We start from the raw sequence: 23,952 nt of genomic DNA on the forward strand, positions 1-23,952 counted from the left end.
TCACTCAACCTAGAGGGGAAAAATGGTGAAGAGGTTCGCAAGGGATGTGTGGAAACTGTGAGTTGGCTCTCTTTGCGGAGAGCCGGGCCCCGGCGGCGATGAGTTTCGGTCGCCGCGCCGGTCCCCCAGAGTGTGGAAGCCACCGATCCGATCGTCCTCGTCGTCGCCGGACGCGTCACTCGTGACACCGTGCCGGGCCTTGGCGCCGAACTGGAACGCCGCCTCGCGGACGCCCCGGCCGCCACGCCGGGACAGTCCGCTTCGGTGGAGTGCGATGTGGGAGGCGTGGACCGTGCCGACCTGCTCCTGGTCGAGGCGCTGGCCCGGCTGGCGCTCGTCGCCCGGCGGGCCGGGCGACGTCTGCGGCTGCGCCGGGTGACGCCCGAACTCCGGGCGCTGCTGGACCTGGTGGGGCTGACGGACGCGGTCGCCCCGAAGGCCCCGGTCAGCCCCCGGCCGACGCCGCCGGAAGCCGGTCGGGCAGGCCGAACAGCGGGAACCAGCGCTCCACGTCCAGGAAGCAGTGCATTCCCGAGATCGCCCCGTCCCGGACGTCGATGACCTGCACCGCCCACGGCACGAACCCGGACCCCGCCGGATCGGGCTTGTAGTGCGCGAAGCCCGGGGAGCCGTTGACCGACACGGGCAGCAGCCGGGAGCCCGCGCACGCCGCGCCGAGGGTGGTCATGAAGCCCGTGATGTCCGAAGTGCCCTGCAACCACAGGTCGAACGGCGGCATCGTCATCACCGCGTCCTCATGGAGCAGTGCGGTGAGCGCGGTCATGTCGTACCCCTCGAACGCCCGCACATAGCGCTCCAGGAGCTTCTGCTGCTCCTCGTCGAGCGGGTCCGCCGCGTCCGGGATCCGGCCCTCGGTCTCGGTGAGGGTGGCGCGGGCCCGCTGGAGGGCGCTGTTCACCGAGGCGACCGTGGTCTCCAGCAGTTCGGCGACCTCGGCGGCCTTCCAGGCGAGCACCTCGCGCAGGATCAGCACGGCACGCTGCTTGGGCGGCAGGTGCTGGAGGGCGGCGACGAACGCCAGGCGCACTGACTCCCGCGCCACGGCCGCCTCCGCCGGGTCCTGGACCGTGGGCAGGATCCGGCCGTCCGGCATGGGCTCCAGCCAGACGTTCTCCGGCCGGGGGGTGAGGGCGGCCCGGGCGAGCGGGGTCGGGCCGGTCAGATCGACCGGCCGGGCCCGCTTGCTGCCCGCGCTCAGCATGTCCAGACAGACGTTGGTGGCGATCCGGTAGAGCCAGGAGCGCAGGGAGGAGCGGCCCTCGAACCTGTCGAAGTTGCGCCAGGCCCGCACCAGGGTGTCCTGCACCGCGTCCTCGGCCTCGAACGCCGAACCGAGCATCCGGTAGCAGTACCCGGTCAGCTCGGTCCGGTGACTTTCGAGGCGCGCGTCGACGTCGGCGGCCCCGGCTTCGCCACCGCCCGGGGCGTCAGCGGCCCCACCGCCGGTCGCCGTCGTGGTCAGGTCGCTCATCGTTCCACCCCTGTCGCGCAGCCGCGCCGCGGCATCCGTCACCCCGTACGCCGGTAGCTTCACCCGGTACGTCGGAAGCTACCGCAGGGCACTGACAACGAGGGCGGGCAAGAGGCCGAGGGGCTCGCCGTCCGGGCCGGATCAGGTCCCGGGCTTGCGCCCGTAGACGTACACGTCGTCGCCGTTCTTCAGCAGTTTCCAGTATGCCTTCGCGTCGGCGGGGCGCATGTTGACGCAGCCGCCGGAGCCCGGCGGGTTGTACATGGACTTGGTGACCGAGTGGAACGCCTGGCCGCCGTCGAAGAACTGCGCGTGCGGCATCCACACCTTGTAGATCGTCGACCAGTGCTTGATGCTGCGCCAGTAGATCTTCTTCGCGCCGGTCCGGGTCTCCGCGCCGTCCCGCCCGGTCCGCACCGGCACCGGGCCGTAGGTGAGCTTCTTGCCGTCCTGGATCCAGCTCAGCTGCCGGGTCAGGTCCACGCAGGCGATGCGGCCCTTGTTCGTCGGACACTTGCCGGCCTTGTTCGGGTTCTTCCCGGCCGCCTTCTGGGCGAGCATCGTGTTCATCGTGCGCCAGGTCAGCGGCCCGGCGTACCCGATGGTGGGGGTGATGCCGTGGGCCTTCTGGAACTTCTGGATCGCCTTGCAGTCGGCCGCCGACTGCTTGCCGTCCACAGGCCGCTTGAGGAACTTCTCGACCTGCTTCTGGTGCGGTCCGGTGGAGGTGGTGCAGGACGCCGCCTGGGCCGCGGTCCCGGTGCCCAGGACCAGGGCGGGCGCCGCCACCAGTCCCGCCACGGAGAGCGCCGCCCCGCGTCGCAGCCGTCCTCCGGATATTTTCGCCGTCACTCCCATGTGCGCCAACTCCCCTTCGCCCACAGTGGTTTTGTGGTTACGCCTGGTAGACGCTCGAAGGGGAGGGGTGGTTGCGCGGGGCAGGTCTCGGTTACGTCGCGGTCCGGTCTAGCCGGAATTACGGCCTCCGTTTCGCCGGGCCGTCCTGCCGGGGGTGCCTGCCGGGCTGCCCCCTGCCAGGGTGCCTGCCGGGCCGTCCCTGCCGGAGGTGCCCACCCGGCGGGCTGTCCCTGCCGGGGTGCCTGCCAGGGGTGCCCACCCGCGCCGTCCCTACCGCGTCGCCGGCACCAGCGCCCGCCGCTCGGCCCGCGCCACCCGGGTCCCGTACAGCGTGATGGAGACGACGCCCAGGACCGCGAGCAGCCCCAGTACCACCGTCGCCGCCCAGCCGCCCGTGTGGAAGGCGACCGCGCCCAGCGTGCCGCCCGCGCTGGAGCCCAGGTAGTACGCCGACTGGTACAGCGCCGACGCCTGTGCCCGGCCCGTCGTCGCGGTCCGGCTCACCGACGACGAGGCCACCGCGTGCCCGGCGAAGAAACCGGCCGTGATCAGCACCAGGCCCAGCAGCACGGAAGCCAGCCGGTCGCCCAGCGAGAGCAGCAGCCCGGCGGCCGTCGTGGAGACCGCCAGATAGAGCGCGCCCCGGCGGCCGAGGCGGGCCACCAGACGTCCGGCCGCGGCGGAGGAGACCGTACCGACCAGGTAGACCAGGAAGATCGAGCCGATGACGCCCTGCGGCAGCGAGAACGGCTCCTCGACCAGCCGGTAGCCGATCACCGTGTAGACCGCGCCGAAGACCGTCATGAACAGCGCGCCGATCGCGTACAGCCGCACCAGCAGCGGGTTGCCCAGGTGCGTGGCGACGGTCCTCGCGAGCGCCTTCGGGTTCAGCGAACCGGGCCGGAAATTACGGGCCTTGGGGATCAGGAAGTGGAAGGCGACGGCGCACGCCACGGCCAGCAGTCCGACCGCCGCGAGCGCGGCGCGCCAGCCCCACAGCTGGGCGACCCAGCCGGTGAGGATGCGGCCGCTCATGCCGCCGATGCTGTTGCCCGCGACGAACAGCCCGATCGCGGCGATCAGCGCCTTGGGCCGCACCTCCTCCGCGAGATACGCCATCGCGGAGGCCGGAAGCCCGGCGAGCGCCGCGCCCTGGATCGCCCGCAGCGCGATCAGCCAGCCGATCGAGGGGGCGAGGGGCACCAGCATCCCGACCAGGACCGCGACCGCCAGCGAGGCCGTCATCATCTGCCGCCGCCCGAACCGCTCCGAGAGCGCGCTCAGCGGCAGCACGCACAGCGCCAGCGCGCCGGTCGCCGCCGAGACCGTCCAGCTCGCCTGCCCGGCACTCGCTCCGTACGCGGCGGAGATCGCGGGCAGCAGGGCCTGGGTGGAGTAGAGGAGGGCGAAGGCCGCGACACCGGCGGCGAAGAGCGCGAAGCTCATCCGGCGGTAGCCGGGGCGGCCGGGCTCCAGACGCTCATGGGCGTCGGCAGCGGCGGCGCGGGAGGTGATGACGGGGGACGACGGGGCAGAGGCATCCACGACGACGGTGGATGCCCCGGTATCGGCGGGAGGCATACAGCGAACGTAGAGCGCGACGTTTCATGCGTCCAATGCACGAAACCGCCATAATCGATCCCATGGCGCATCAACGCAGCTCACAGCCTCGGCTGTCACCGAGCAGTTACGAAGAAGACATCCGGGCCGTCCTCGCGCCCCGCCTCGCGTACTTCGAGGCCGTCGCCCGGCACGAGCATGTGACCCGCGCCGCACACGAGCTCGGCGTCCCGCAGTCCACGCTCTCGCGGGCCATGGTCCGGCTCGAAGCGGACCTGGGCGTCGCCCTGTTCGCCCGCAAGGGCCGCACCGTCTCGCTCACCCCGGCCGGCCGCACCTTCCTCGGCTCGGCCGAACGGGCCCTGGCCGAGGTGGAGAAGGCCGCCGACTCGGTCCGGGCGGACGCCGACCCCACGGCGGGCCGGGTCTCCTTCGGCTTCCTGCACACCATGGGCTCGGAGACCGTACCCGCCCTGATCCGCGGCTTCCGGGCCGACCACCCCAAGGTCCGCTTCCAGCTCGTCCAGAACTACGGCGAGGCCATGATCGAACGCCTGCGCGCGGGCGGCCTCGACCTCTGCCTCACCTCACCCGTGCCCGACGCCCCCGACCTGGTCACCCGCCGCCTCGACGAACAGCGCCTGCGCCTGGTGGTCCCCGACGACCACCGCCTCGCCTCCCGCCGCCGCATCCGTCTCGCGGAGGCCGCCGACGAGACGTTCGTGACCCTCGAACCCGGTTACGGGCTCCGCCGCATCACCGACGACCTCTGCACGGAGGCGGGCTTCACCCCGCGCGTCGCCTTCGAGGGCGAGGAGGCCGAGACCCTGCGCGGCCTGGTCGCGGCCGGGCTCGGGGTGGCCCTGCTCCCACCGCCCGCGGTCGCCCGCCCCGGCGTGGTCGAGCTGACGGTGACGGCTCCGCGCGCGGTCCGCGAGATCGGGGTCGCTTGGCTGGACGGCCACCCCGACACCCCGCCGGTCGCCGCCTTCAAACGGTTCCTGCTCTCACGGCGGGGGAACCTGCTGCCGGACTGAGGCGGGGTGACCCTGTCGCCCCCCTGTTCGAACGGGAGGGGAGAATGGCCCGGTGAATCCTGTTTCCCCCTCGGTGCCGCCCGAACGCTCCAGCCTGATGGGCGTCACCCTCGCCGCCGTGGTCGGCTCGGTGATGGTGCTCGCCGCCGCCGTCCTGTTCGCACTGCTGCCCGGGTCCCTCTCCGAGGCCCGCGACTTCCGGGCCGCGCGGTCGTGCGAGGAGATCGGGGGCTCCGTGGCCGAGAACGGCGACTGCCTCTCCGCGTGGCCGGCCACCGTGGTCTCGACGGAGACCGGGCGGAAGAACAAGGCCGTCACCCACTGGGTCACCGTCGACCTCAGCCCCGAGGAACCGGCGTTCCGGGTACGGATGCGGGGCGACGGCCCGGTGTGGGAGAAGCTCGCGCCCGGGAGCCGGGTCACCGTGTTCACCTGGCGCGATCTGACGTGGGCGATGGGCCTGGGCGAGCTGCGCCAGGACACGACCGAGAAGCCGGGCCGCGCCTCCACCGCCCAACTGGCCATCGGCCTCGCGCTGCTGATCGTCGGGGCCGTCTTCCTGCGCGGAGCGGGATGGCTGCACCGCCGCCGCGCCGTCCGCGCCCCGGCCGCCCGCGCGTCGCAGGTCCTCGTGCCGGTGGCGGCGACCCTGGCGGCGGTCGGCGTCGCCGCCACCGCCGCCGTCGCCACGGAGAACATCTGGCTCGTCCTGCTGGTCACCGCCGCCGGATGCGCGGTGGCGTGGACGGCCTCGGCGCTGCTGGTCCGCCGACTGGGAGGCGGACGTACGGCCTGATGTACGGGCTCCGCCCCGTACGACGTTCCCGTACGAGACACCCCGTACGAGACACCCCGTACGCGACACCCCCGGTACGGCGTTCCCGTGCGAGACGTCCGCGGTACGACGTTCCCGTGCGAGACGTCCGCGTACGGCGTTCCCGCACGAGACATCCCCGCACGAGACGTTCGCGTACGAGACCCCCGTACCCCCCTCAGTGCCGCAGCGACCGCCCGAACCCGGCGGCCAGCGGCATCCGCAGCCCGAGCGGCGGTGGCGCCGCCAGGGCGTCCTTGACCGGGCGGGCGTACGACCGGGCGAAGAGCGAGCCGCGGACGAAGTCGGCTGCCAGCGCCACCACTTCGGAGCGGTGCTCGCGCAGCGCGTGCCCGTCCGAGTGGACCTCGAAGCGGCAGGTGTCCCGGTTGGACTTCTTCGCCCGCTCGGCCAGCCGGTACGACAGCTCCGGGTCGGTGCGCTCGTCGTTGGTGCCGTGCACGATCAGCACCCGCCGCCCCACGAGCTGCTTCACCGGTTCCGGTTCGGCGGCGGCGCGCTCGGGCAGCCAGGGGGCCATCGCCAGCACCGAGGTGACCGCCCCGTGCCCGGCGGCCCGCAGCGCCGCCCGGCCGCCCATCCCGTGCCCGACCAGGCAGACGGGCACGTCCCCGTACCGCCTCTGCACTTCGTCGGCGGCCCACGCGGCGTCCTCGGCCGGATGCGCGTCGGCGTCGTTCCAGCCGCGCCAGCGGTAGCGCAGGACGTGCACCGCCAGCCCGTCCCCCTCCCCGGCGCGCGCCAGGGCGCGGGCGAACGGCAGCTGGGTCGCGTACGACAGGGTGGAGGGACGGCGGCGCGAATCGGCCTCGCCGTCCGGGAGCAGCAGGACCACGCCGCTGACCTCATGTGGTGCTCCGGCCGTCTGGACGGCCCGTCCCAGCCTCGCAGCAGGCAGGGGGAGTGCGCGCTGTGCCATGACAGAACAGTCTCAGAAGAGCAGGTGTACTCCACCCGACTTTCCGGTCACTGTTACGCATCGGCAGCGGGCGCTCTACGCGCGTAGGCGCTAGAGTTGCCGGATGACGAGCCAGACCCCGAATGTCCCTGATTCCGACCAGATCCGGCGCGCCCCCAAGGTGCTGCTGCACGACCACCTCGACGGCGGCCTGCGACCGGGCACGATCATCGAGCTGGCCCGCGCGCAGGGTTACGACTCCCTCCCCGAGACCGAGGCCGACAAGCTCGGCATCTGGTTCCGCGAGGCCGCCGACTCCGGTTCGCTGGAGCGCTATCTGGAGACCTTCGCCCACACCTGCGCCGTCATGCAGAGCCGCGACGCGCTCTTCCGGGTGGCCGCCGAGTGCGCCGAGGACCTCGCCGAGGACGGCGTCGTCTACGCCGAGATCCGGTACGCCCCCGAGCAGCACCTGGAGGGCGGCCTGACCCTCGAAGAGGTCGTCGAGGCGGTCAACGAGGGCTTCCGCGAGGGCGAGCGCATCGCCCGGGCCAACGGCCACCGCATCCGGGTCGGGGCGCTGCTCACCGCGATGCGGCACGCCGCCCGCGCGCTGGAGATCGCCGAGCTCGCCAACACCTACCGCGACCAGGGCGTCGTCGGGTTCGACATCGCGGGCGCCGAGGCCGGCTTCCCTCCCACCCGCCACCTCGACGCGTTCGAGTACCTCAAGCGGGAGAACAACCACTTCACGATCCACGCGGGCGAGGCGTTCGGCCTGCCGTCGATCTGGCAGGCCCTCCAGTGGTGCGGCGCCGACCGGCTCGGCCACGGCGTGCGGATCATCGACGACATCGAGGTCGCCGACGACGGCTCGGTCGCGCTCGGCCGCCTCGCCTCGTACGTACGCGACAAGCGCATCCCGCTGGAGATGTGCCCCACCTCCAACCTCCAGACCGGCGCCGCCGACTCGTACGCGGGGCACCCGATCGGGCTGCTGCGCAAGCTGCATTTCCGCGTCACCGTGAACACGGACAACCGGCTGATGAGCGGGACGAGCATGAGCCGGGAATTCGAGCTGCTGACCGAGGCATTCGGATACACGCTCGACGACATGCAGTGGTTCACCGTCAATGCGATGAAATCAGCATTCATTCCTTTCGACGAACGTCTTGCGATGATCAACGACGTCGTCAAGCCCGGTTATGCCGAGCTCAGGTCGGAGTGGCTTTTCCGCCAGACCGCTGTGACCAGCGGTTCTGCTTCCACTGCGGGCTGATGATCGGGGCGCGGAAGATGGCCGGGCGGGGAAATGCCGGCCATTTTCCGCGTGTCGGGATGTTTGCGGTCGGGGCGGCGGAATGACTACCGTGCAGAGCCGCTCACATCCCCTTCCCCAAGGATGAATTCTTCATGAAGAAGTCTGCTGCCAAGACTCTCGGCGTCGCCGCTCTCGGCGCCGCTTTCGCCGCTGCCGCCGCCGGCAGCGCGTCCGCCGCTCCGTCCCTGCCGCTGGACTCCGCGGCGAGCCTGCTCCCCGTCTCCACCATGGCCGTGGACACCGTCGCCAAGTCGGCCCAGTCCGCGCCGGTCCAGGAGACCGTCAGCAAGCTTCTCGGCGGCGACGCCACCGACGCCGCCGCTCCGGTCACCGGCCTGCTCGGCGGACTGCCGACGCAGGGCCTCACCGCCAACGGCATCCCGCTGGGCGGCTGACCCACCGCGACGACGCGCCGCCGCCGGACGCGCCACCACGGCGTATCGCCGTGCCGCGCCGCGACGACAGGTCGCCCGGCGGCGCGCACCCGTACATGCCAGTGGGGCGCACACCCTGATCCAGGGTGTGCGCCCCACTGCGCGTCCCGCGCGCTCTCTCCCCGTGGCGCGTACGTCACCAGGCCGAGGCGGACGAGGCCGACTTCTCGGAGGGCAGCAGCGCCCACAGGGCCAGGTAGAGCAGGAACTGCGGGCCGGGCAGCAGGCAGGAGACGACGAAGATCACGCGCATGGTGCCGGCCGATGTGCCGAAGCGCCGTGCCAGCCCCGCGCACACACCGCCGATCATGCGTCCCTCGGTGGGGCGGACAAGTGCGGCCATGGTGGACTCCTTCGCGAACCGTTGCGGTGGGGGCGGAGAGTTCCGCTCCCGATGTATCCATAGTGCCGCCGCGAAGGGGTACAAAGCATCGCTCTACGGGGCGATGCCGACCCTGGTAATCGTCGGGGTCGAGCCCCCAGGGGCCTCCTCCCGCAGACGGGTCTCCTGCCGGTACTGGGGGAGGTCCCGCACCCCCGGCAGTCCCCGCCGGCGCAGCCGCGCCCGGCACACCGGGACCACCAGCAGATGGGCGAGCGTCACGCCCGTGGTGTTCAGCAGCACCGAATCGACGTCGACCACCTGGCCCGGCACCCCGGTCTGGCCCAGCTCGATGGCGAGCGAGATCAGCGCCCCGGCCGTGACGGTCCGCAGCAGCGAGACCCACGGCGAGACGAAGATCCGGCCCCCGGCCATCGGCAGCAGCACGCCGAGGGGGGCCAGCAGGAGCAGCGCCCCGCCGATCCGGCGCGTGGCCTCGACCGGTCCCAGCGCGAGGTCGGCTCTGATCCCGGCGAGCGGCTCGAAATTCGCGGCCGCGATCCAGGGCACGTCCAGCGGGCGCAGCGTCAGCCACCCGACGAGCAGGAGATGCGCGAGGAGGAGGGTGACCCCCGCCGCGCGGAAGTGGATGACGGTCTGACCGTCCGAACCTTGACGCACGCCCACCAAGACGCCCCGATCGGCAGGATCGGTTCCGTGACTTCGCAAGCTCCCGGCCCTCAGCCCCCGGCCCTCAGCCCCCCCGGCCTCAGCTCCCGGCCCTCAGCCTCCCGGGGCTTTCAGCCTCCGCGCCCCGGTCCCGCCCTCAGCCCAGCCCCACCGCGCCCGGCGTCGTCACGTCCTGCGGCCGGGCCTTCGTCTGCGAGGTGCACAGGTAGCCGCGCGTCGGGTACTCCCCGGGGCCGCCCAGGACCACCGAGCCGTTCGTCGCGAGCGCCTCGTTCTCCGCGTACGTGCACACCAGCTGCGCCAGCGCCTCGGCGGAGAGGTCCTCGGGCTGACTGCTCAGCCGCACCGCGCCCGCCGGGTCGCCGGAGCGGGACGGGGCGACCCGCAGGCCCGCCGGGACCGCCGTGGAGAACCCGGCCCGCCGCTCGCTCTCGGGCGGTGTCCGCCGGACCTGGTCCAGCAGCGCACGGGCGACCGCGAGCCGGTCGGAGCCGGGCGTGCCCACCGGCACCGGACGGTCCACGGGGACCAGTTGCGAGGCGCACACGAGGTACACCTCGGCGGCCACGCTGTCCGGGGACCGGGTGGTGACGTCCGCCGAAGGCAGCTTGCACGGCACCCGGGAGGGGGCTCCCCCGGCGTCCACGGGCACGGACGTCGTCCGGATCCCGCACCCCGAGGCCAGGGCGGCGGCGGCCAGCACCGCGCCCAGCACGGCGGCAGAGCGCCGCAGCCGAAGCCCCCCGAAGCGGGCGGCGGCGAAGCCCCGGCCGGTCACGCCGCCGCTGCTGAGGAGGGTCCCGCCGCTCAAGAGGGTCCCGCCGCTCGAAGGGGTCCGGCCGCTGAAAAGGGTCCGGCCGTTCAAGAGGGCCCGGAGGGTCGAAAGGCTGCGGCCGGTCATGAGGCCCCACCGTCCTCGTCGGCGACGGCTCCGGAGTCCTGCCCGGCCCGCGCGTCCCGCCCGTTCTGACCGTCGCCCTGCTCCCCGCCGCCGGTCAGCTCCGAGGCGTCGCGCGGCAGCCGCAGGACGAACACGGCCCCGCCATCAGGGGAGTTGGCGGCCGAGATGTCGCCGCCGTGGATGTGCGCGTTCTCCACGGCGATGGAGAGGCCGAGCCCGCTGCCCTCCGAACGCGGCCGGGAGGCACTGGCCTTGTAGAACCGGTCGAACACGTGCGGCAGCACCTCCTCGGGGATGCCCGGGCCGTGGTCCCGTACCTCGATGACCAGCTCCTCGCCCTCGGTCCGCACCCTGACCCCCACCGGCGAACCCCCGTGCTTGAGGGCGTTGCCGATCAGGTTGGCCAGGATCACGTCGAGCCGGCGCGGGTCGAGCCGGACCATCATGCCGCGCTCCGCGTCCAGGTCCACCGCGTCCAGCCAGGCCCGCGCGTCGATGCACGCGGTGACCTGGTCGGCCACGTCGACGTCGTCCAGGACCAGGCGCGCGGTGCCCGCGTCGAAGCGGGTCACCTCCATCAGGTTCTCCACCAGGTCGTTCAGCCGCCGGGTCTCGCTCACCACGAGGTGCACGGCGGGCGCGATCATCGGATCGAGGCTGTCCGCCTCGTCCTCCAGCACCTCGGCCACCGCCGTGATCGCGGTCAGCGGGGTGCGCAGTTCGTGCGACATGTCGGCGACGAACCGGCGGCTCGACTCCTCCCGCGCGCTCATGTCCGCGACCTTCTTCTCCAGCGAGCTCGCGGTCCGGTTGAACGTACGGGAGAGATCCGCGAGTTCGTCCGTACCGGAGACGGTGAGCCGGGTGTCGAGCTTGCCCTCGCCGAGCTTGCGGGCCGCGTCGCCGAGCCGTTGCACCGGGCGCAGGACCGTCGTCGCGGCGGCCTGCGCGAGCAGCGCCGAACCGATCAGGGCGAGGGCGGTGGCGATCCCCAGCGACCAGGCCAGCGAGTTGAGGTCCTGCCGTTCCTGGTCGAGGGACTTGAGCATGTACCCGGTCGGGCCGCCGCCGATGATCCGGGTGCCGGCGACGAGGTACGGGGTGCCCGCGATGCTCGTACGCTGCCAGAAGAGGTGGTACTCGTGCTCGTTGTTCGAGGTCAGCGGCTGCTTGCGGGCCACCTGCTTCTGCAACGAGTCCGGTACGTCGGCCCGGGTGAAGGTGTCCAGGTCGGAGTACCCGACGATCGGCTTGCCGCGCTCGCGCTCGTCCTCCAGCAGGACGCTGTAACCGGGGCCGCCGGTCGCCATCTGCCCGGCGGCCCGCTGGAGGTCGTCCTTGGTGGGCCGCACCGGCAGCGTCGCCGCCGTGTCCTGCATCTGCCGCCGGAAGTCGTCGAGCGCGGTGTCCTGCGTACGGGTCAGCACGGCCTCGCGGTTGAGCCAGTACGCGATCCCCGAGGCGGAGACCGCGGCGGTCAGCGCCACCAGCGCGAACACCACGACGAGCCGCAACCGCAGACTGGTCCAGCGCAGCCCCGCCCGGATCGACCGCTTGGCGCTTTCGGTCACTGAGGCGTGTCCAGCCGATAGCCCACGCCCCGCACCGTGCGGATCAGGGTCGGCGAGGACGGCACGTCCTCCACCTTGGCGCGCAGCCGCTGCACACAGGCGTCCACCAGCCGCGAGTCGCCCAGGTAGTCGTGCTCCCACACCAGGCGCAGCAACTGCTGCCGGGACAGGGCCTGGCCGGGCCGGCGGCTCAGCTCCAGCAGGAGCCGCAGCTCGGTCGGCGTGAGCTGCAGATCCTCACCGCCCTTGGTCACGGTCATGGCGGAACGGTCGATGACCACGCTGCCGAAGGTCGCGGAGTCGGTCGACTCGCGCTCCCCGCGGCGCAGCACCGCCCGGATCCGGGCGTCCAGCACCCGGCCCTGGACGGGTTTGACCACATAGTCGTCCGCGCCGGACTCCAGTCCCACCACGACGTCGATGTCGTCGCTGCGCGCGGTCAGCAGAATGATCGGCAGCTGGTCGGTGCGCCGGATGCGCCGGCACACCTCGAAACCGTCGATCCCGGGCAGCATGACGTCCAGCACGACCAGGTCGGGGCGCTGCTCGCGCAGCAGCTCCAGGCCGTCCTCTCCCGTCGCCGCGGTGGCCACACGGTGGCCCTGGCGTGACAACGAGAGTTCGAGGGCCGTGCGGATGGCGTCGTCGTCCTCGATCAGCAACAGGAAAGGCACGAGCGTCATTCTGGCCCATGGTGGCGCTTCAGTTCGACCTGTGGTCCGGACCCGTTGTCCGGGCACGGGCACAACTGCCCCTGTGACAGCCCTGTGACAGTCGGAGGACAGCGCCATGAAACTGCCCCGGCAAGCTCTTGGTCAGCGGGAAACGAACGGACTCGACCGGTCGCCACGGCTCTGGACCGCTCGCGAACAATCTTCACCGATCTCCACCGATAGGGGGCGCGAGATGAACGCACTGCACAGCACCAGCTCAAGCGCAGTTGTGACGCGTCTCCACGACGTCGGCCGGAGCACGGAGAAGTCCGGCGCCCTGAACAAGCGGGGGTGTGTCCGGGGCGCCGGGCGTCAGCACCAGTCGGCTGCGGAGCAGGTGCGCAAGTCGTTCATGACGGTGGTCGACGCGCCCACGGGGGGCAACGGGGGAAGCGCGTACGGGGAGGTCACGGGGGACCGCACCACCCGGGCGGAGACCGAGGACGCCGAAGCGGCGTTCACGGCCTACGTCCAGGAGCGGCGGGCCTCCCTGTACGCGACCGCCTACCACCTGACCGGCGACCGCTTCGAGGCCGAGGACCTGCTCCAGAGCGCCCTTTTCTCGACGTACCGGGCCTGGCACCGGATCAGTGACAAGGCGGCGGTCGGCGGCTATCTGCGCCGCACCATGACCAACCTGCACATCAGCGCCTGGCGCCGGCGCAAGCTGAACGAATACCCGACCGAGGAGCTGCCGGAGACGGTGGGCGACACGGACGCGATGCGCGGCACGGAGCTGCGGGCGGTGCTCTGGCAGGCGCTCGCGCGGCTGCCCGAACTCCAGCGCACGATGCTGGTCCTGCGGTACTACGAGGGCCGCACCGACCCGGAGATCGCGTCGATCCTCGACATCAGTGTCGGCACGGTGAAGTCGAGCATCTGGCGGTCCCTCCGCCGGCTGCGTGAGGACGAGGTCCTCAGCTTCGGCCGTGACGAGCAGGAGTCCTTCGGCGAGCTGGTGGCCTGAGGCTACGGGGGAGAAAACGGGGACCGAGGGGGACCCCGGGGGGAACACGGGGGAATGGCCCATCGCTTCGGGGGAGGCGCGGGCCACGGGGGAAACACAGCGGGGTCGTACGGGCCGGGGGTCCTGTACGGCCCCGCTGTCTGTCTTTCAGCCCCTGGGCCCCCTTCGCCCTCTTTCAGCCCCTGGGGCGTTTGAGGAGCGGGGCCCGGGCTGAGTCCCGAAATCAGCCCCCGGGGCTGAGTCCCGAAATCAGCCCGTCCGGCGCTTGAGGACAAGAGGGCCCGGGGCGGAGCCCCGGTTCCGGGAAGGGGCGGGGAGAGAGCCCGCCGCAGGCGCTCCCTAACCCGCCCGTCCCGCCCGCACCGCCGGCGCCCCCCGATGGCACCGCCCCGCCGCGGCCGCCGCCAGCCGACCCAGCGCCTCCTCCTTGGCGCACGGATACGCCCCCAGCGCCGTCTGGCGGGCCACGATGCGCCGCTCGGCCCGCATCAGCCGCCAGCCGCGCCGCAGCAGGAAGGGCACCGACTTGCGGCCCTCGCGCAGATCCCGCGCCAACCGCCGCCGGAACGTCGTGGACGGCCGCCCGCGCAGGCACAGCGCGTCCGCCAGCAGGCCCAGTTCGCGGCAGCGCCCCACGATGTCCGCCGCGAAGATGCCCTCGGCCACGAACAGCGGCGAGCGCTCGATGTGGAAGGTCTCGTCGCCCGTACGGGAGCTGGTGGCGATGTCGTACACCGGAACGTCCGTACGGCCGGACCGGCACAGCTCGGCGATGGCCGCCACCGCCGCGTCCGCGTCCCAGGACCCGGCGGAGTCCCAGTCGATGTCCGTGGAGCCGGGGACCCGGGGCAGCGTCGGGTCGTCGTGCTCCTTGTAGAAGTCGTCCAGGCGCAGCACCGGGAGGCCGGTGCGGGCGGCCAGGACGGACTTGCCGGAGCCGGAGGGGCCCGCGAGCAGCACGACGCGGGTCGGGAGCGGAGGGGAACTGGAACTCACAGAACAGAAGTGTGAGGCATTGACCCGCGTAGGGGACCACTCGGGCCACTTGTTGGTATCCAGCATCACACCTCAACTACTCTGCGCGTACGGACGATTACCCGACCAGGCCCGATCAGGTGGAAAACATGGCACTTCACGCCCGCAAGCCCGAACGTCGCGTCCTGCTGCGCGCCGGTCTGACCGTCACCGCGCTGGGCGCGGCCCTGGGAGCCGGTGCGGGCTCCGCGCAGGCCGCTCCCCAGCTGCCCCCGGTCGCCGAGATCCCCGAGCAGGGCCTCACGGCCGTCCAGGCGGTCACCGAGAACGCCGGGCCCGCGGTGGCAGGCGCGCTCGGGACCTCGCTGACCAACAGCATCCGCCCCGTCACCGACCTCCAGCTGCACCCGCTGGCCAACACCGGGGTGGACCCGCTGGACAACGCGGTGGGCACCCAGATCGCGGACTTCCAGCCGGTGACGACGGCGGTGCTCACCGACCCGCTCACCAGCGGCGGTGCGATCAACGACCTGCCGGTGGTGGGGCAGGTGACCCGGCTGCTCACGGGCTGACGTCCGCGGCACGCCGGAAGGGGCCGCCCCGTTCGCGGGGGCGGCCCCTTCCGGCGTACGAGGCCGGGAACGTCAGTACGACGAGCCCGAGGCCCCCAGCGCACCCGTGGGGTGCCAGACCGTCTTGGTCTCCAGGAACGCCGTCAGCCGGTGCGTGCCGGGCGCGGCCAGCCAGTCGGTGGAGGCGTCCGAGCCGTCCGCCTCGGCCGGCCGCGGGCGCAGGACCCGCTTCAGGTTGTCCGCCGCGGCGATCTCCAGCTCCTTGGCCAGCTCCGGGGCCGCGCCGGTGAGGTCGATCGCGTTGACGTCCTGGTGGGCGGCGAGCGGGGCCGCGAGCTCCGCCGTGGCGCCGGACAGGATGTTGACCACGCCGCCGGGCACGTCGGAGGTGGCCAGCACCTCACCGAGGGAGAGCGCGGGCAGCGGGGCGTCGGCGGAGGCGATGACGACCGCCGTGTTGCCGGTCGCGATCACCGGGGCGATCACCGAGACCAGCCCGAGGAACGACGACTTCTGCGGCGCGAGGACCGTGACGACACCGGTCGGCTCGGGGGTGGAGAGGTTGAAGAACGGGCCCGCCACCGGGTTCGCCCCGCCGGAGATCTGGCCGATCTTGTCGGTCCAGCCCGCGTACCAGACCCAGCGGTCGATCGCCGCGTCGACGACGGCCGCTGCCTTGGACTTCGACAGCCCCTCGGACGCGGCCACCTCGCGGACGAACTGCTCCTTGCGGCCCTCCAGCATCTCGGCGACGCGGTAGAGGACCTGGCCGCGGTTGTACGCGGTCGCGCCCGACCAGCCGCCGAACGCCTTCCTCGCGGCCACGACCGCGTCGCGGGCGTCCTTGCGGGAGGACTGCGGCGCGTTGGCGAGCCACTGGCCCTTGGAGTCCGTCACCTCGTACACCCGGCCGCTCTCGGAGCGGGGGAACTTGCCCCCGACGTACAGCTTGTAGGTCTTGAAGACGCCAAGACGCCGCTCGGCGGAGCCGTTGATGGATTCGCGGTCAGACATCGAGGTACGCCTCCAGGCCGTGGCGGCCGCCCTCGCGGCCGTAGCCCGACTCCTTGTAGCCGCCGAAGGGCGACGTGGGGTCGAACTTGTTGAACGTGTTGGCCCAGACGACGCCCGCGCGGAGCTTGTTCGCCACCGCGAGGATGCGGGAGCCCTTCTCCGTCCAGATGCCGGCCGAGAGGCCGTACTGGCTGTTGTTGGCCTTGGCGACCGCCTCGTCCGGGGTGCGGAACGAGAGGACGGAGAGGACCGGGCCGAAGATCTCGTCACGGGCAACCGTGTGGGCCTGGGTGACGTTGGTGAACAGGGTCGGGGCGAACCAGTAACCCGACGACGGCAGTTCGCAGGGGGCGCTCCAGCGCTCCGCGCCCTCCGCCTCGCCGGTCTCCACCAGGGCGGTGATCCGGGCGAGCTGCTCGGCGGAGTTGATCGCGCCGATGTCGGTGTTCTTGTCCAGCGGGTCGCCGAGGCGGAGCGTGGAGAGCCTCCGCTTGAGGGCGTCCAGGACCTCGTCCTGGACCGACTCCTGGACCAGCAGCCGGGAGCCCGCGCAGCAGACCTGGCCCTGGTTGAAGAAGATGCCGGTGACGATGCCCTCGACGGCCTGGTCGATGGGGGCGTCGTCGAACACGATGTTCGCGCCCTTGCCGCCCAGCTCCAGCGTGACCTTCTTGTCCGTGCCCGCGACGGAGCGCGCGATGGCCTTGCCCACGGCGGTCGAGCCGGTGAAGGCGACCTTGTCGACGCCGGGGTGCGTGACGAGGGCCTCGCCCGCGTCCCCGTAACCCGTCAGGATGTTCACGACGCCCCTGGGCAGCCCGGCCTGGCGGCAGACGTCCGCGAAGAACAGGGCGGAGAGCGGGGTCGTCTCGGCGGGCTTCAGCACCACCGTGTTGCCCGTGGCGAGCGCCGGGGCGATCTTCCACGCGAGCATCAGCAGCGGGAAGTTCCACGGGATGACCTGGCCGGCCACACCCAGCGGCCGGGGGTTGCTCCCGTACCCCGCGTGGTCCAGCTTGTCGGCCCAGCCCGCGTAGTAGAAGAAGTGCGCGGCGACCAGCGGGAGGTCCGCGTCGCGGGTCTCCTTGATCGGCTTGCCGTTGTCGAGGGTCTCCAGAACGGCCAGCTGACGGCTGCGCTCCTGGATGATCCGCGCGATCCGGAACAGGTACTTGGCGCGCTCGGAGCCGGGCAGCGCCGACCACTTCTCGAACGCCTTGCGCGCCGCCTTCACGGCCCGGTCCACGTCCGCCGCGCCCGCCCGGGCGACCTCGGAGAGCACCTCCTCGGTGCTCGGCGAGACGGTCTTGAAGACCTTGCCCTCGGCGGCCTCGGTGAACTCGCCGTCGATGAACAGCCCGTACGAGGGGGCGATGTCGACGACGGAGCGGGACTCCGGCGCCGGTGCGTACTCGAATGCAGATGCCATGGCGTATCAGTCCACCGTCACGTAATCGGGGCCGGAGTAGCGGCCGGTGCTGAGCTTCTGGCGCTGCATCAGCAGGTCGTTGAGGAGGCTGGAGGCGCCGAACCGGAACCAGTGGTTGTCCAGCCAGTCCTCACCCGCCGTCTCGTTCACCAGCACCAGGAACTTGATCGCGTCCTTGGTGGTGCGGATGCCGCCGGCCGGCTTCACACCGATCTGTACGCCGGTCTGCGCCCGGAAGTCGCGGACCGCCTCCAGCATCAGGAGCGTGTTGGCGGGGGTGGCGTTGGTGGCCACCTTGCCGGTCGAGGTCTTGATGAAGTCCGCGCCCGCCAGCATCCCGAGCCAGGAGGCGCGGCGGATGTTGTCGTACGTGGACAGCTCGCCGGTCTCGAAGATCACCTTGAGGCGGGCGGTCCCGCACTCGGCCTTCACGGCGAGGATCTCCTCGTAGACCTTCAGGAACCGGCCGGAGAGGAAGGCCCCCCGGTCGATCACCATGTCGATCTCGTCGGCCCCGGCCGCCACGGCGTCGCGGACGTCCGCGAGCTTGACGTCCAGCGCGGCGCGGCCGGCCGGGAAGGCGGTCGCCACGGACGCCACCTTCACACCGGAGCCGGCGAGCGCGGCGGCGGCGGTGGCCGCCATGTCGGGGTAGACGCAGACCGCGGCGGTGCGCGGGGTCGTGCGGTCGAGCGGGTCGGGGTGGACGGCCTTGGCGGCGAGAGCCCGGACCTTGCCCGGGGTGTCCGCGCCTTCCAGCGTCGTCAGGTCGATCATCGAGATGGCGAGATCGATGGCGTACGCCTTGGCCGTCGTCTTGATCGAACGGGTTCCGAGGGAGGCGGCGCGCGCTTCGAGGCCGACGGCGTCGACGCCGGGCAGCCCGAACAGGAAGCGGCGCAGCGCACTGTCGGACGCCGTCGCGTCGGAGAGGGGGGTACGTCCCTGCTCGAACGCAGCTGAGAGCTTGGGGGAGGGAGCAGTGGTGGGCATGGTCACCAGAGGAGCATATCTACGCGCGTAGCGACCTGTACAGGGGGCCGGGCCGACCGTGCGCATCGCCACAGGGGCCGGTCTGCCTCCGTGCGGGGCGGCCGGGGCGGGGAGAGGGGGGGCGGAGTGGGGCGGAAGGCCGGTGCCGGGATCCGTCAGGCAGAATCGGCCCCATGACGAGCCCCACACCCCCTGCTGAGCCGCAGTACGCCGACCGGATCTACCGCTCCATGGTCGGGCTGGTCTGCGGGTCGCTGCTCCTTGTGCTGACCGTCGGGATGGCCGGTGACGCCCTGATCCGGGGCACGGGGCGGGTGCCGTGGCTGGCCCTGGCCGCGCTGGTCACCGCGGTGCCGCTGATCGTGGCGTTCAGTCTGCGGCCCGCCGTGTTCGTGAACGACGAGCGCGTGCGGATCCGCAACCCGTTCCGCACGATCCAGCTGCCCTGGACCGAGGTCGCCGGCGTCCGGGCCGCCTACACCTCCGAGCTCATCGCCAACGACGGCACGAAGTACCAGCTGTGGGCGGTGCCCGTCTCGCTGCGCGACCGCAAGAAGGCCGCGCGGGCGGCGTCCCGGCCGCCGCGCGGGGGCAGGGGCGGCGGGTTCCCACTGGGCCCCGGTTTCGGCTCCGACGCCCCGCAGCCCACCGACCCGACCGTCGCCACGGGCGACCGCACGGTCCGGGAGCTGCGGAACCTGGCCGAGCGCGCGGGCGACCCCAAGGACGACGGCGCCGGCACGGTCACGGTGCGGTGGGCGTACGAGGTGATGGCCCCGGCCGTCGTCGGAGCGGTCCTGCTCGTGGTGCTGGCGGCGACCGGCTGAGGCGTTCGGCTTCGCGGCCTGAGGGGGCCCGGAGGCTCGGGACTCGCCCCGGAGGCCAAGCTCTGGGCTCCTGGAGGATCGGACTCGCCCCGGAGGGCAGGCCCTGGGCTCCCGGAGGTTCGGGACTCGCCCCGGAGTCCAGACCCTAGGCTCCGGGAGGTTCGGGACTCGCCCCCGGAGGGCAGGCCCTGGGCTCCCGGAGGTTCGGGACTCGCCCCGGAGTCCAGACCCTAGGCTCCGGGAGGTTCGGACTCGCCCCGGAGGCCAGGAGGCGCTCCCGGGGGCCCCGGGGTGGGAGTTCACCACCCCCTCCTCTCCCGGGCGCGGGCGCTCAGCGTCGCGCCGCCCCAGGTGGCCACGGTGAGACCGAGGACCGTCAGCCCGCCCGCGGTCATTCCCAGAGCGAGCAGTGCTATCGAGAGCACGACGCCGAGAAAGCCGAATACATGGCTGGTCACCAGCAAGCGCTTCAGGAGCGTTCGTCGCTCCAAGGGGACTCCGGCCTGGCGCATGCGCGATCTCCTTCGCGGTCCTGAGGAGCCCGGCGGGCGAATCCGCCGACACAGGCGCCAGGAACCCCTCCGTGCCTTTGGAGTGTCGGGTGCCCCGCGAGGGGGCGGGTGAATCCCGTGCCTGCGCGGGCCGTCGAGGTGGCCGCAGGAAGGCCGAGGGGTGTGTTCCGGTCCATGCGTGGACCGGAACACACCCCTCGAACGCGCCCCGTCAGATCCCGGCGGCCGCCGCCAGGTCCCGCTTGATCCCGGCGAGGAGTTCCGCCCCCCGCGCCCGCGCGGCGGGCAGCCCGGCGGCGTCCGCGACCGGGACCACGACCTCCAGGTAGCACTTCAGCTTCGGCTCCGTGCCGCTCGGGCGGACGATCACCCTGGCCCCCTCCAGCCGGTAGCGCAGCCCGTCCGTGGGCGGCAGCGCGGCCGTCCCCCGCGACAGGTCCTCCGCCGAGGTGACGGCGAGGCCGGCCAGCGCGGCCGGCGGCCGCTCCCGCAGCCGGGTCATGGCGTTCGCGATGACGGTCAGGTCCTCCACCCGCACCGAGAGCTGGTCGGTGGCGTGCAGCCCGTGGGCCAGGGCCAGGTCGTCCAGCAGGTCCAGCAGCGTACGGCCCCGCTCCTTCAGTACGGAGGCGAGCTCCGCGACGAGCAGCGCGGCGGTGATGCCGTCCTTGTCGCGGACGCCCTCGGGGTCGACGCAGTAGCCGAGCGCCTCCTCGTACCCGTACCGCAGACCGTCCACCCGGGCGATCCACTTGAAGCCGGTCAGCGTCTCCTCGTAACCGAGGCCCGCTTTCTCCGCGATCCGGCCGAGCAGCGACGACGACACGATCGACTCCGCGAACACGCCGCTGACCCCGCGCTCCACCAGGTGCGCGGCCAGCAGCGCGCCCACCTCGTCGCCGCGCAGCATCCGCCAGCCGCCCTCGGCGGCGGGGTCGGGCACGGCGACGGCGCAGCGGTCCGCGTCCGGGTCGTTGGCGATGATCAGGTCCGGGGTCGCCCGGCGCGCGGTGGCGAACGCGAGATCCATCGCGCCGGGCTCCTCCGGGTTGGGGAAGGCCACGGTGGGGAACGCGGGGTCCGGCTCCGCCTGCTCGGCCACGAGCACCGGCTCGGGGAAGCCGGCCCGGGCGAACGCGGCGGTCAGCACGGACGCGCCGACGCCGTGCATCGCCGTGTAGACCGTGCGAGCCGTACGGGGGCCGCCGGCGGTGAGCACCGCGTCCGTACGCGCCAGATAGGCATCCAGGACGTCGTCGCCGAGGGTCTGCCAGCCGTCCTCCGGGCGCGGCACGCCGGCCAGCGGGCCGACCGCGGCGATGGCCGCCGCGATCTCGCCGTCCGCCGGGGGCACGATCTGCGAGCCGTCGCCGAGGTAGACCTTGTAGCCGTTGTCGCGCGGCGGGTTGTGGCTGGCGGTGACCTCGACGCCGGCGACGGCGCCCAGGCGCCTTATGGCGTACGCCAGTACGGGGGTGGGGAGCGGGCGGGGGAGCACGGCGGCGCGCAGCCCGGCGCCCGTCATCACGGCGGCGGTGTCGCGCGCGAAGTCGGCGGACTTGTAGCGGGCGTCGTACCCGATGACGACGAGGCCGCCGTCCTGGCCCTGGGCCTTCAGGTAGGCGGCGAGGCCCGCCGCCGCCCGGATCACCACGGACCGGTTCATCCGCATCGGCCCGGCCCCGAGCTCGCCGCGCAGACCGGCGGTGCCGAACTGGAGCGTGCCGGCGAAACGGGCGGCGAGCTCCTGGGTGTCGCCCGCCTCGACGAGCGCGCTCAGCTCGTCGCGCGTCTCGGGGTCGGGGTCCTCGGCCAGCCAGGTTCTGGCCTGCGCGATGAGGTCGTGCTGCACGGGGTCCGCCTTTCGGGGTGTCGGGCTGTGAGCGGTGCGGAGGTGTGGGGGTGGGGGTGGCGCTGCGCGGGCTGTTCCCCTCCCCGCCCCTTCCCGAAACCGGGGCTCCGCCCCGGACCCCGGTCCTCAAACGCCGGACGGGCTGGAAGGAAGCCGGGCGGGTTGGAGGAGGGAGGCGGGACGGGGCGGAGGGGAGGGGCAAGTCCTACGGACGGGAAGCCCTCGGACGGGACGGGCAACCCCTACAGGGCGGGGAAGCCCTCGGACGGGACGGGCAACCCCTACAGGGCGGGGAAGCCCTCGGACGGGACGGGCAACCCCTACAGGGCGGGGAAGCCCCACAGGGAGGCGAAGCCCTACGGGCGAGTTGTAGGGGGAACTTGTACAGGGCGGGAAGCCCTACGGGGTGGACGGGGAGGCGGAGCCGTACGGGCGGCCGTAGCGGCAGCCGGACGGGCTGGAGAGCCAGGACGGCACCGGGAAGGCACCGAGTGGGCTTGGAGGACCGGGCAGGGCGCCGAGCGGGCTGGAGAGCCGGGCAAGGCACCTAGTGGGCTGGAGAGCCGGGCAAGGCGCCGAGCGGGCTGGAGAACCGGACAGGCGCCGAGTGGGCTGGGGAGCCGGGACGGCACCGGGCGGGCCGGGAAACCGGAACGGTGCCGGACGGGCGGGAGAACCAGGAGAGGAGCCGGACGGGCGGGAGAACCGGGAGAGAAGCCGGTCCGGCTGCGGTCGGTCCTGCTAGACCCGGTCCAGCACCTGGGCCAGCAGTGAGCCCATCCGGGTCGCCGAGTCGCGGCCCGCCTGGAGGACTTCCTCGTGGTTCAGGGGCTCGCCGGAGAGGCCCGCCGCCAGGTTGGTGACCAGGGAGAGGCCCAGCACCTCCGCGCCCGCCTCGCGGGCCGCGATGGCCTCCAGGACCGTGGACATGCCGACCAGGTCGCCGCCCATCACCCGGACCATGTTGATCTCGGCGGGGGTCTCGTAGTGCGGGCCGGGGAACTGCACGTACACACCCTCTTCGAGGGTGTCGTCGATCTCCTTGCACAGCGCGCGCAGGCGCGGCGAGTACAGGTCGGTCAGGTCGACGAAGTTCGCGCCGACGATCGGGGAGGTCGCCGTGAGGTTGATGTGGTCGCTGATCAGCACCGGCTGTCCGGGGCGCATGCCCTCGCGGAGGCCGCCGCAGCCGTTCGTCAGAACGATGGTCTTGCAGCCCGCCGCCACCGCCGTACGGACTCCGTGGGCGACGGCGGCGACGCCGCGGCCCTCGTAGTAGTGCGTGCGGCCGAGGAAGACCAGCGCGCGCTTGTTGCCGATCTTGTACGAGCGGATCGTGCCGCCGTGGCCCTCGACCGCGGGCGCCGGGAAGCCGGGCAGCGCGGTGACGGGGAACTCGGCCTCCGGGGCGCCGAGTGCTTCGCCCGCGGGGGCCCAGCCGGAGCCCATGACCAGGGCGACGTCATGGGTCTCGGCCCCGGTCAGCTCGCGCAGACGGGCGGCGGCCCCGGCGGCGGCTTCGTACGGGTCGCTCTGGATGTTGTCCGGAATAACTGATGCGTTCACGCGGACGAGCGTAACCGCTGAACCCCTACGCGCGTAGATGACCGTGCGCAAAGTCTCCCGGGACGGGTTTGTGGCTTCGTACGAAGAGGGCCGGGGGATCCCGCTCAGCAGGGGCGCTTGCGCAGGTTCATCACATAGTCGTGCGGGGCGCCCGCGGATTCCGCCGCGTCCGCGATCTCGCCCAGGTAGCGCGCGGAGGGGAGCCCGCCCTCGTACCCGTTCAGCACGTACATCCAGGCCGGCTCCTCGCCGTCCAGGGTGTGCACGCGCACCCGCATGCGGCGGTAGATGTCGAGCCCGACGCCCTCCCAGCGGTCCATGGAGTCCTCGTCCATCGGAGCCAGGTCGTACAGCGCGACGAAGACCTGGGAGCGCGGCGCCTCCACCACGGTGGCCAGCGCCCCCTCCCAGCCCATCTGCTCCCCGCCGAAGGTCAGCCGCCAGCCGTTGAGCCAGCCGGTGCTGCGCATCGGGGAATGCGGGGCGCGGCGGGTCATCAGCCGCGCGTCGAGGTTGCCGGCGTACGCGGCGTAGAGCGACATGGGACCGAGGGTACGGGAGGTGGCCGCGGGAGTGCCGGTTCCTGTGACAAAGGCCCCGGTCGGGGGAGCGT

25 protein-coding genes are annotated in these 23,952 nt (G+C 72.5%); 8 read left to right on the plus strand and 17 right to left on the minus strand.

The window, feature by feature from the left end:
- Window positions 1-189: 189 nt before the first annotated feature.
- The gene (locus tag ACLJPL_RS18990) at window positions 190-561 is read left to right on the plus strand and encodes an STAS domain-containing protein (RefSeq protein WP_411082143.1); all 372 of its coding nucleotides are present in this window, start codon (window positions 190-192) and stop codon (window positions 559-561) included.
- Here the strand turns inward: ACLJPL_RS18990 and ACLJPL_RS18995 are convergent.
- The 3 genes from ACLJPL_RS18995 to ACLJPL_RS19005 all read right to left on the minus strand — a co-directional run bounded on the left by ACLJPL_RS18995 (window position 446) and on the right by ACLJPL_RS19005 (window position 3,931).
- Window positions 446-1,492 carry a sigma-70 family RNA polymerase sigma factor gene (locus ACLJPL_RS18995; protein WP_411082005.1) on the minus strand — a complete coding sequence of 349 codons (1,047 nt, stop codon included), beginning with the start codon at window positions 1,490-1,492 and terminating at the stop codon, window positions 446-448. The genes ACLJPL_RS18990 and ACLJPL_RS18995 overlap by 116 nt on opposite strands.
- A gap of 141 nt (window positions 1,493-1,633) precedes the next feature.
- Window positions 1,634-2,350, minus strand: coding sequence for a L,D-transpeptidase family protein (locus ACLJPL_RS19000; protein WP_411082006.1), 717 nt, complete (start codon window positions 2,348-2,350; stop codon window positions 1,634-1,636).
- A 270-nt stretch (window positions 2,351-2,620) separates the two neighbouring features.
- Window positions 2,621-3,931, minus strand: coding sequence for an MFS transporter (locus ACLJPL_RS19005; RefSeq protein WP_411082007.1), 1,311 nt, complete (start codon window positions 3,929-3,931; stop codon window positions 2,621-2,623).
- Between the two features lie 62 nt (window positions 3,932-3,993).
- On the opposite strand from ACLJPL_RS19005, the gene ACLJPL_RS19010 reads away from it, so the two are divergent.
- Both ACLJPL_RS19010 and ACLJPL_RS19015 read left to right on the plus strand, forming a co-directional pair.
- On the plus strand, window positions 3,994-4,947 hold the full coding sequence (locus ACLJPL_RS19010; protein ID WP_128846185.1) for a LysR family transcriptional regulator: 954 nt from the start codon (window positions 3,994-3,996) through the stop codon (window positions 4,945-4,947).
- 52 nt (window positions 4,948-4,999) lie between these two features.
- On the plus strand, window positions 5,000-5,743 hold the full coding sequence (locus tag ACLJPL_RS19015; protein WP_411082008.1) for a hypothetical protein: 744 nt from the start codon (window positions 5,000-5,002) through the stop codon (window positions 5,741-5,743).
- Window positions 5,744-5,939: 196 nt separating this feature from the next.
- On the opposite strand, the gene ACLJPL_RS19020 is transcribed toward ACLJPL_RS19015, so the two are convergent.
- Window positions 5,940-6,701, minus strand: a complete 762-nt coding sequence (locus tag ACLJPL_RS19020; RefSeq protein ID WP_411082009.1) for a dienelactone hydrolase family protein — start codon at window positions 6,699-6,701, stop codon at window positions 5,940-5,942.
- 103 nt (window positions 6,702-6,804) lie between these two features.
- Between ACLJPL_RS19020 and ACLJPL_RS19025 the strand changes: the two genes are divergently transcribed.
- Together ACLJPL_RS19025 and ACLJPL_RS19030 are read left to right on the plus strand one after the other, a co-directional pair.
- Entirely contained in the window at window positions 6,805-7,959 is a 1,155-nt protein-coding gene (locus ACLJPL_RS19025) for an adenosine deaminase (protein ID WP_411082010.1), read from the plus strand.
- A gap of 134 nt (window positions 7,960-8,093) precedes the next feature.
- Window positions 8,094-8,396 (plus strand): hypothetical protein, encoded by a 303-nt coding sequence (locus tag ACLJPL_RS19030; protein ID WP_411082011.1) that lies wholly within the window; start codon window positions 8,094-8,096, stop codon window positions 8,394-8,396.
- A 175-nt stretch (window positions 8,397-8,571) separates the two neighbouring features.
- Here ACLJPL_RS19030 and ACLJPL_RS19035 read toward each other — a convergent pair whose 3' ends face one another.
- The 5 genes from ACLJPL_RS19035 to afsQ1 all read right to left on the minus strand — a co-directional run bounded on the left by ACLJPL_RS19035 (window position 8,572) and on the right by afsQ1 (window position 12,593).
- Window positions 8,572-8,778 carry a PspC domain-containing protein gene (locus ACLJPL_RS19035; RefSeq protein WP_411082012.1) on the minus strand — a complete coding sequence of 69 codons (207 nt, stop codon included), beginning with the start codon at window positions 8,776-8,778 and terminating at the stop codon, window positions 8,572-8,574.
- Between the two features lie 93 nt (window positions 8,779-8,871).
- Entirely contained in the window at window positions 8,872-9,438 is a 567-nt protein-coding gene (locus ACLJPL_RS19040; protein WP_411082144.1) for a VanZ family protein, read from the minus strand.
- A 145-nt stretch (window positions 9,439-9,583) separates the two neighbouring features.
- Complete coding sequence (locus ACLJPL_RS19045; RefSeq protein ID WP_411082145.1) at window positions 9,584-10,180, minus strand: hypothetical protein; 597 nt, start codon at window positions 10,178-10,180, stop codon at window positions 9,584-9,586.
- Between the two features lie 164 nt (window positions 10,181-10,344).
- Entirely contained in the window at window positions 10,345-11,919 is a 1,575-nt protein-coding gene (locus tag ACLJPL_RS19050) for an ATP-binding protein (protein ID WP_411082013.1), read from the minus strand.
- Window positions 11,916-12,593, minus strand: coding sequence for a two-component system response regulator AfsQ1 (afsQ1, locus tag ACLJPL_RS19055; RefSeq protein ID WP_411082146.1), 678 nt, complete (start codon window positions 12,591-12,593; stop codon window positions 11,916-11,918). The genes ACLJPL_RS19050 and afsQ1 overlap by 4 nt, the downstream gene beginning before the upstream one ends.
- A gap of 232 nt (window positions 12,594-12,825) precedes the next feature.
- On the opposite strand from afsQ1, the gene ACLJPL_RS19060 reads away from it, so the two are divergent.
- Window positions 12,826-13,599, plus strand: coding sequence for a SigE family RNA polymerase sigma factor (locus tag ACLJPL_RS19060; protein ID WP_411082014.1), 774 nt, complete (start codon window positions 12,826-12,828; stop codon window positions 13,597-13,599).
- Between the two features lie 339 nt (window positions 13,600-13,938).
- On the opposite strand, the gene ACLJPL_RS19065 is transcribed toward ACLJPL_RS19060, so the two are convergent.
- Window positions 13,939-14,661 carry a uridine kinase gene (locus tag ACLJPL_RS19065; RefSeq protein WP_411082015.1) on the minus strand — a complete coding sequence of 241 codons (723 nt, stop codon included), beginning with the start codon at window positions 14,659-14,661 and terminating at the stop codon, window positions 13,939-13,941.
- A gap of 62 nt (window positions 14,662-14,723) precedes the next feature.
- Between ACLJPL_RS19065 and ACLJPL_RS19070 the strand changes: the two genes are divergently transcribed.
- Window positions 14,724-15,146, plus strand: coding sequence for a hypothetical protein (locus ACLJPL_RS19070; protein ID WP_411082016.1), 423 nt, complete (start codon window positions 14,724-14,726; stop codon window positions 15,144-15,146).
- 72 nt (window positions 15,147-15,218) lie between these two features.
- Here the strand turns inward: ACLJPL_RS19070 and ACLJPL_RS19075 are convergent, their stop codons facing one another.
- Genes ACLJPL_RS19075 through deoC form a run of 3 tightly spaced genes read right to left on the minus strand, consistent with a single transcriptional unit; the run spans window position 15,219 to window position 18,582 of the window.
- Entirely contained in the window at window positions 15,219-16,160 is a 942-nt protein-coding gene (locus ACLJPL_RS19075) for an aldehyde dehydrogenase family protein (RefSeq protein ID WP_411082017.1), read from the minus strand.
- Window positions 16,153-17,589, minus strand: a complete 1,437-nt coding sequence (locus ACLJPL_RS19080; protein ID WP_411082018.1) for an aldehyde dehydrogenase family protein — start codon at window positions 17,587-17,589, stop codon at window positions 16,153-16,155. Before ACLJPL_RS19080 ends, ACLJPL_RS19075 begins: the two co-directional genes overlap by 8 nt.
- 6 nt (window positions 17,590-17,595) lie before the next feature.
- Window positions 17,596-18,582, minus strand: a complete 987-nt coding sequence (gene deoC, locus ACLJPL_RS19085) for a deoxyribose-phosphate aldolase (RefSeq protein ID WP_411082147.1) — start codon at window positions 18,580-18,582, stop codon at window positions 17,596-17,598.
- A gap of 173 nt (window positions 18,583-18,755) precedes the next feature.
- Here deoC and ACLJPL_RS19090 point away from each other — a divergent pair, with 173 nt between their 5' ends.
- A complete protein-coding gene (locus tag ACLJPL_RS19090; RefSeq protein WP_411082019.1) occupies window positions 18,756-19,409 on the plus strand; it encodes a PH domain-containing protein in 654 nt (217 codons plus the stop codon).
- Between the two features lie 299 nt (window positions 19,410-19,708).
- Here ACLJPL_RS19090 and ACLJPL_RS19095 read toward each other — a convergent pair whose 3' ends face one another.
- The 4 genes from ACLJPL_RS19095 to ACLJPL_RS19110 all read right to left on the minus strand — a co-directional run bounded on the left by ACLJPL_RS19095 (window position 19,709) and on the right by ACLJPL_RS19110 (window position 23,881).
- On the minus strand, window positions 19,709-19,921 hold the full coding sequence (locus ACLJPL_RS19095; RefSeq protein ID WP_411082020.1) for a hypothetical protein: 213 nt from the start codon (window positions 19,919-19,921) through the stop codon (window positions 19,709-19,711).
- A 211-nt stretch (window positions 19,922-20,132) separates the two neighbouring features.
- On the minus strand, window positions 20,133-21,773 hold the full coding sequence (locus tag ACLJPL_RS19100) for a phospho-sugar mutase (RefSeq protein ID WP_411082021.1): 1,641 nt from the start codon (window positions 21,771-21,773) through the stop codon (window positions 20,133-20,135).
- A gap of 741 nt (window positions 21,774-22,514) precedes the next feature.
- Window positions 22,515-23,339 carry a purine-nucleoside phosphorylase gene (locus tag ACLJPL_RS19105; RefSeq protein WP_411082022.1) on the minus strand — a complete coding sequence of 275 codons (825 nt, stop codon included), beginning with the start codon at window positions 23,337-23,339 and terminating at the stop codon, window positions 22,515-22,517.
- A gap of 104 nt (window positions 23,340-23,443) precedes the next feature.
- A complete protein-coding gene (locus ACLJPL_RS19110; RefSeq protein ID WP_018490991.1) occupies window positions 23,444-23,881 on the minus strand; it encodes a gamma-glutamylcyclotransferase in 438 nt (145 codons plus the stop codon).
- Window positions 23,882-23,952: the final 71 nt, after the last annotated feature.

This window comes from Streptomyces sp. cmx-18-6 (assembly GCF_046548915.1).
Taxonomy (GTDB): domain Bacteria; phylum Actinomycetota; class Actinomycetes; order Streptomycetales; family Streptomycetaceae; genus Streptomyces.

Coding starts and splice junctions, on each gene's coding strand:
- ACLJPL_RS18995 (WP_411082005.1), bottom strand. CDS start 1,492: ATGAGCGACCTGACCACGACGGCGACCGGCGGTGGGGCCGCTGACGCC.
- ACLJPL_RS19000 (WP_411082006.1), bottom strand. CDS start 2,350: ATGGGAGTGACGGCGAAAATATCCGGAGGACGGCTGCGACGCGGGGCG.
- ACLJPL_RS19005 (WP_411082007.1), bottom strand. CDS start 3,931: ATGCCTCCCGCCGATACCGGGGCATCCACCGTCGTCGTGGATGCCTCT.
- ACLJPL_RS19010 (WP_128846185.1), top strand. CDS start 3,994: ATGGCGCATCAACGCAGCTCACAGCCTCGGCTGTCACCGAGCAGTTAC.
- ACLJPL_RS19020 (WP_411082009.1), bottom strand. CDS start 6,701: ATGGCACAGCGCGCACTCCCCCTGCCTGCTGCGAGGCTGGGACGGGCC.
- ACLJPL_RS19025 (WP_411082010.1), top strand. CDS start 6,805: ATGACGAGCCAGACCCCGAATGTCCCTGATTCCGACCAGATCCGGCGC.
- ACLJPL_RS19030 (WP_411082011.1), top strand. CDS start 8,094: ATGAAGAAGTCTGCTGCCAAGACTCTCGGCGTCGCCGCTCTCGGCGCC.
- ACLJPL_RS19035 (WP_411082012.1), bottom strand. CDS start 8,778: ATGGCCGCACTTGTCCGCCCCACCGAGGGACGCATGATCGGCGGTGTG.
- ACLJPL_RS19060 (WP_411082014.1), top strand. CDS start 12,826: ATGAACGCACTGCACAGCACCAGCTCAAGCGCAGTTGTGACGCGTCTC.
- ACLJPL_RS19065 (WP_411082015.1), bottom strand. CDS start 14,661: ATGCTGGATACCAACAAGTGGCCCGAGTGGTCCCCTACGCGGGTCAAT.
- ACLJPL_RS19070 (WP_411082016.1), top strand. CDS start 14,724: ATGGCACTTCACGCCCGCAAGCCCGAACGTCGCGTCCTGCTGCGCGCC.
- ACLJPL_RS19075 (WP_411082017.1), bottom strand. CDS start 16,160: ATGTCTGACCGCGAATCCATCAACGGCTCCGCCGAGCGGCGTCTTGGC.
- ACLJPL_RS19080 (WP_411082018.1), bottom strand. CDS start 17,589: ATGGCATCTGCATTCGAGTACGCACCGGCGCCGGAGTCCCGCTCCGTC.
- deoC (WP_411082147.1), bottom strand. CDS start 18,582: ATGCCCACCACTGCTCCCTCCCCCAAGCTCTCAGCTGCGTTCGAGCAG.
- ACLJPL_RS19090 (WP_411082019.1), top strand. CDS start 18,756: ATGACGAGCCCCACACCCCCTGCTGAGCCGCAGTACGCCGACCGGATC.
- ACLJPL_RS19095 (WP_411082020.1), bottom strand. CDS start 19,921: ATGCGCCAGGCCGGAGTCCCCTTGGAGCGACGAACGCTCCTGAAGCGC.
- ACLJPL_RS19110 (WP_018490991.1), bottom strand. CDS start 23,881: ATGTCGCTCTACGCCGCGTACGCCGGCAACCTCGACGCGCGGCTGATG.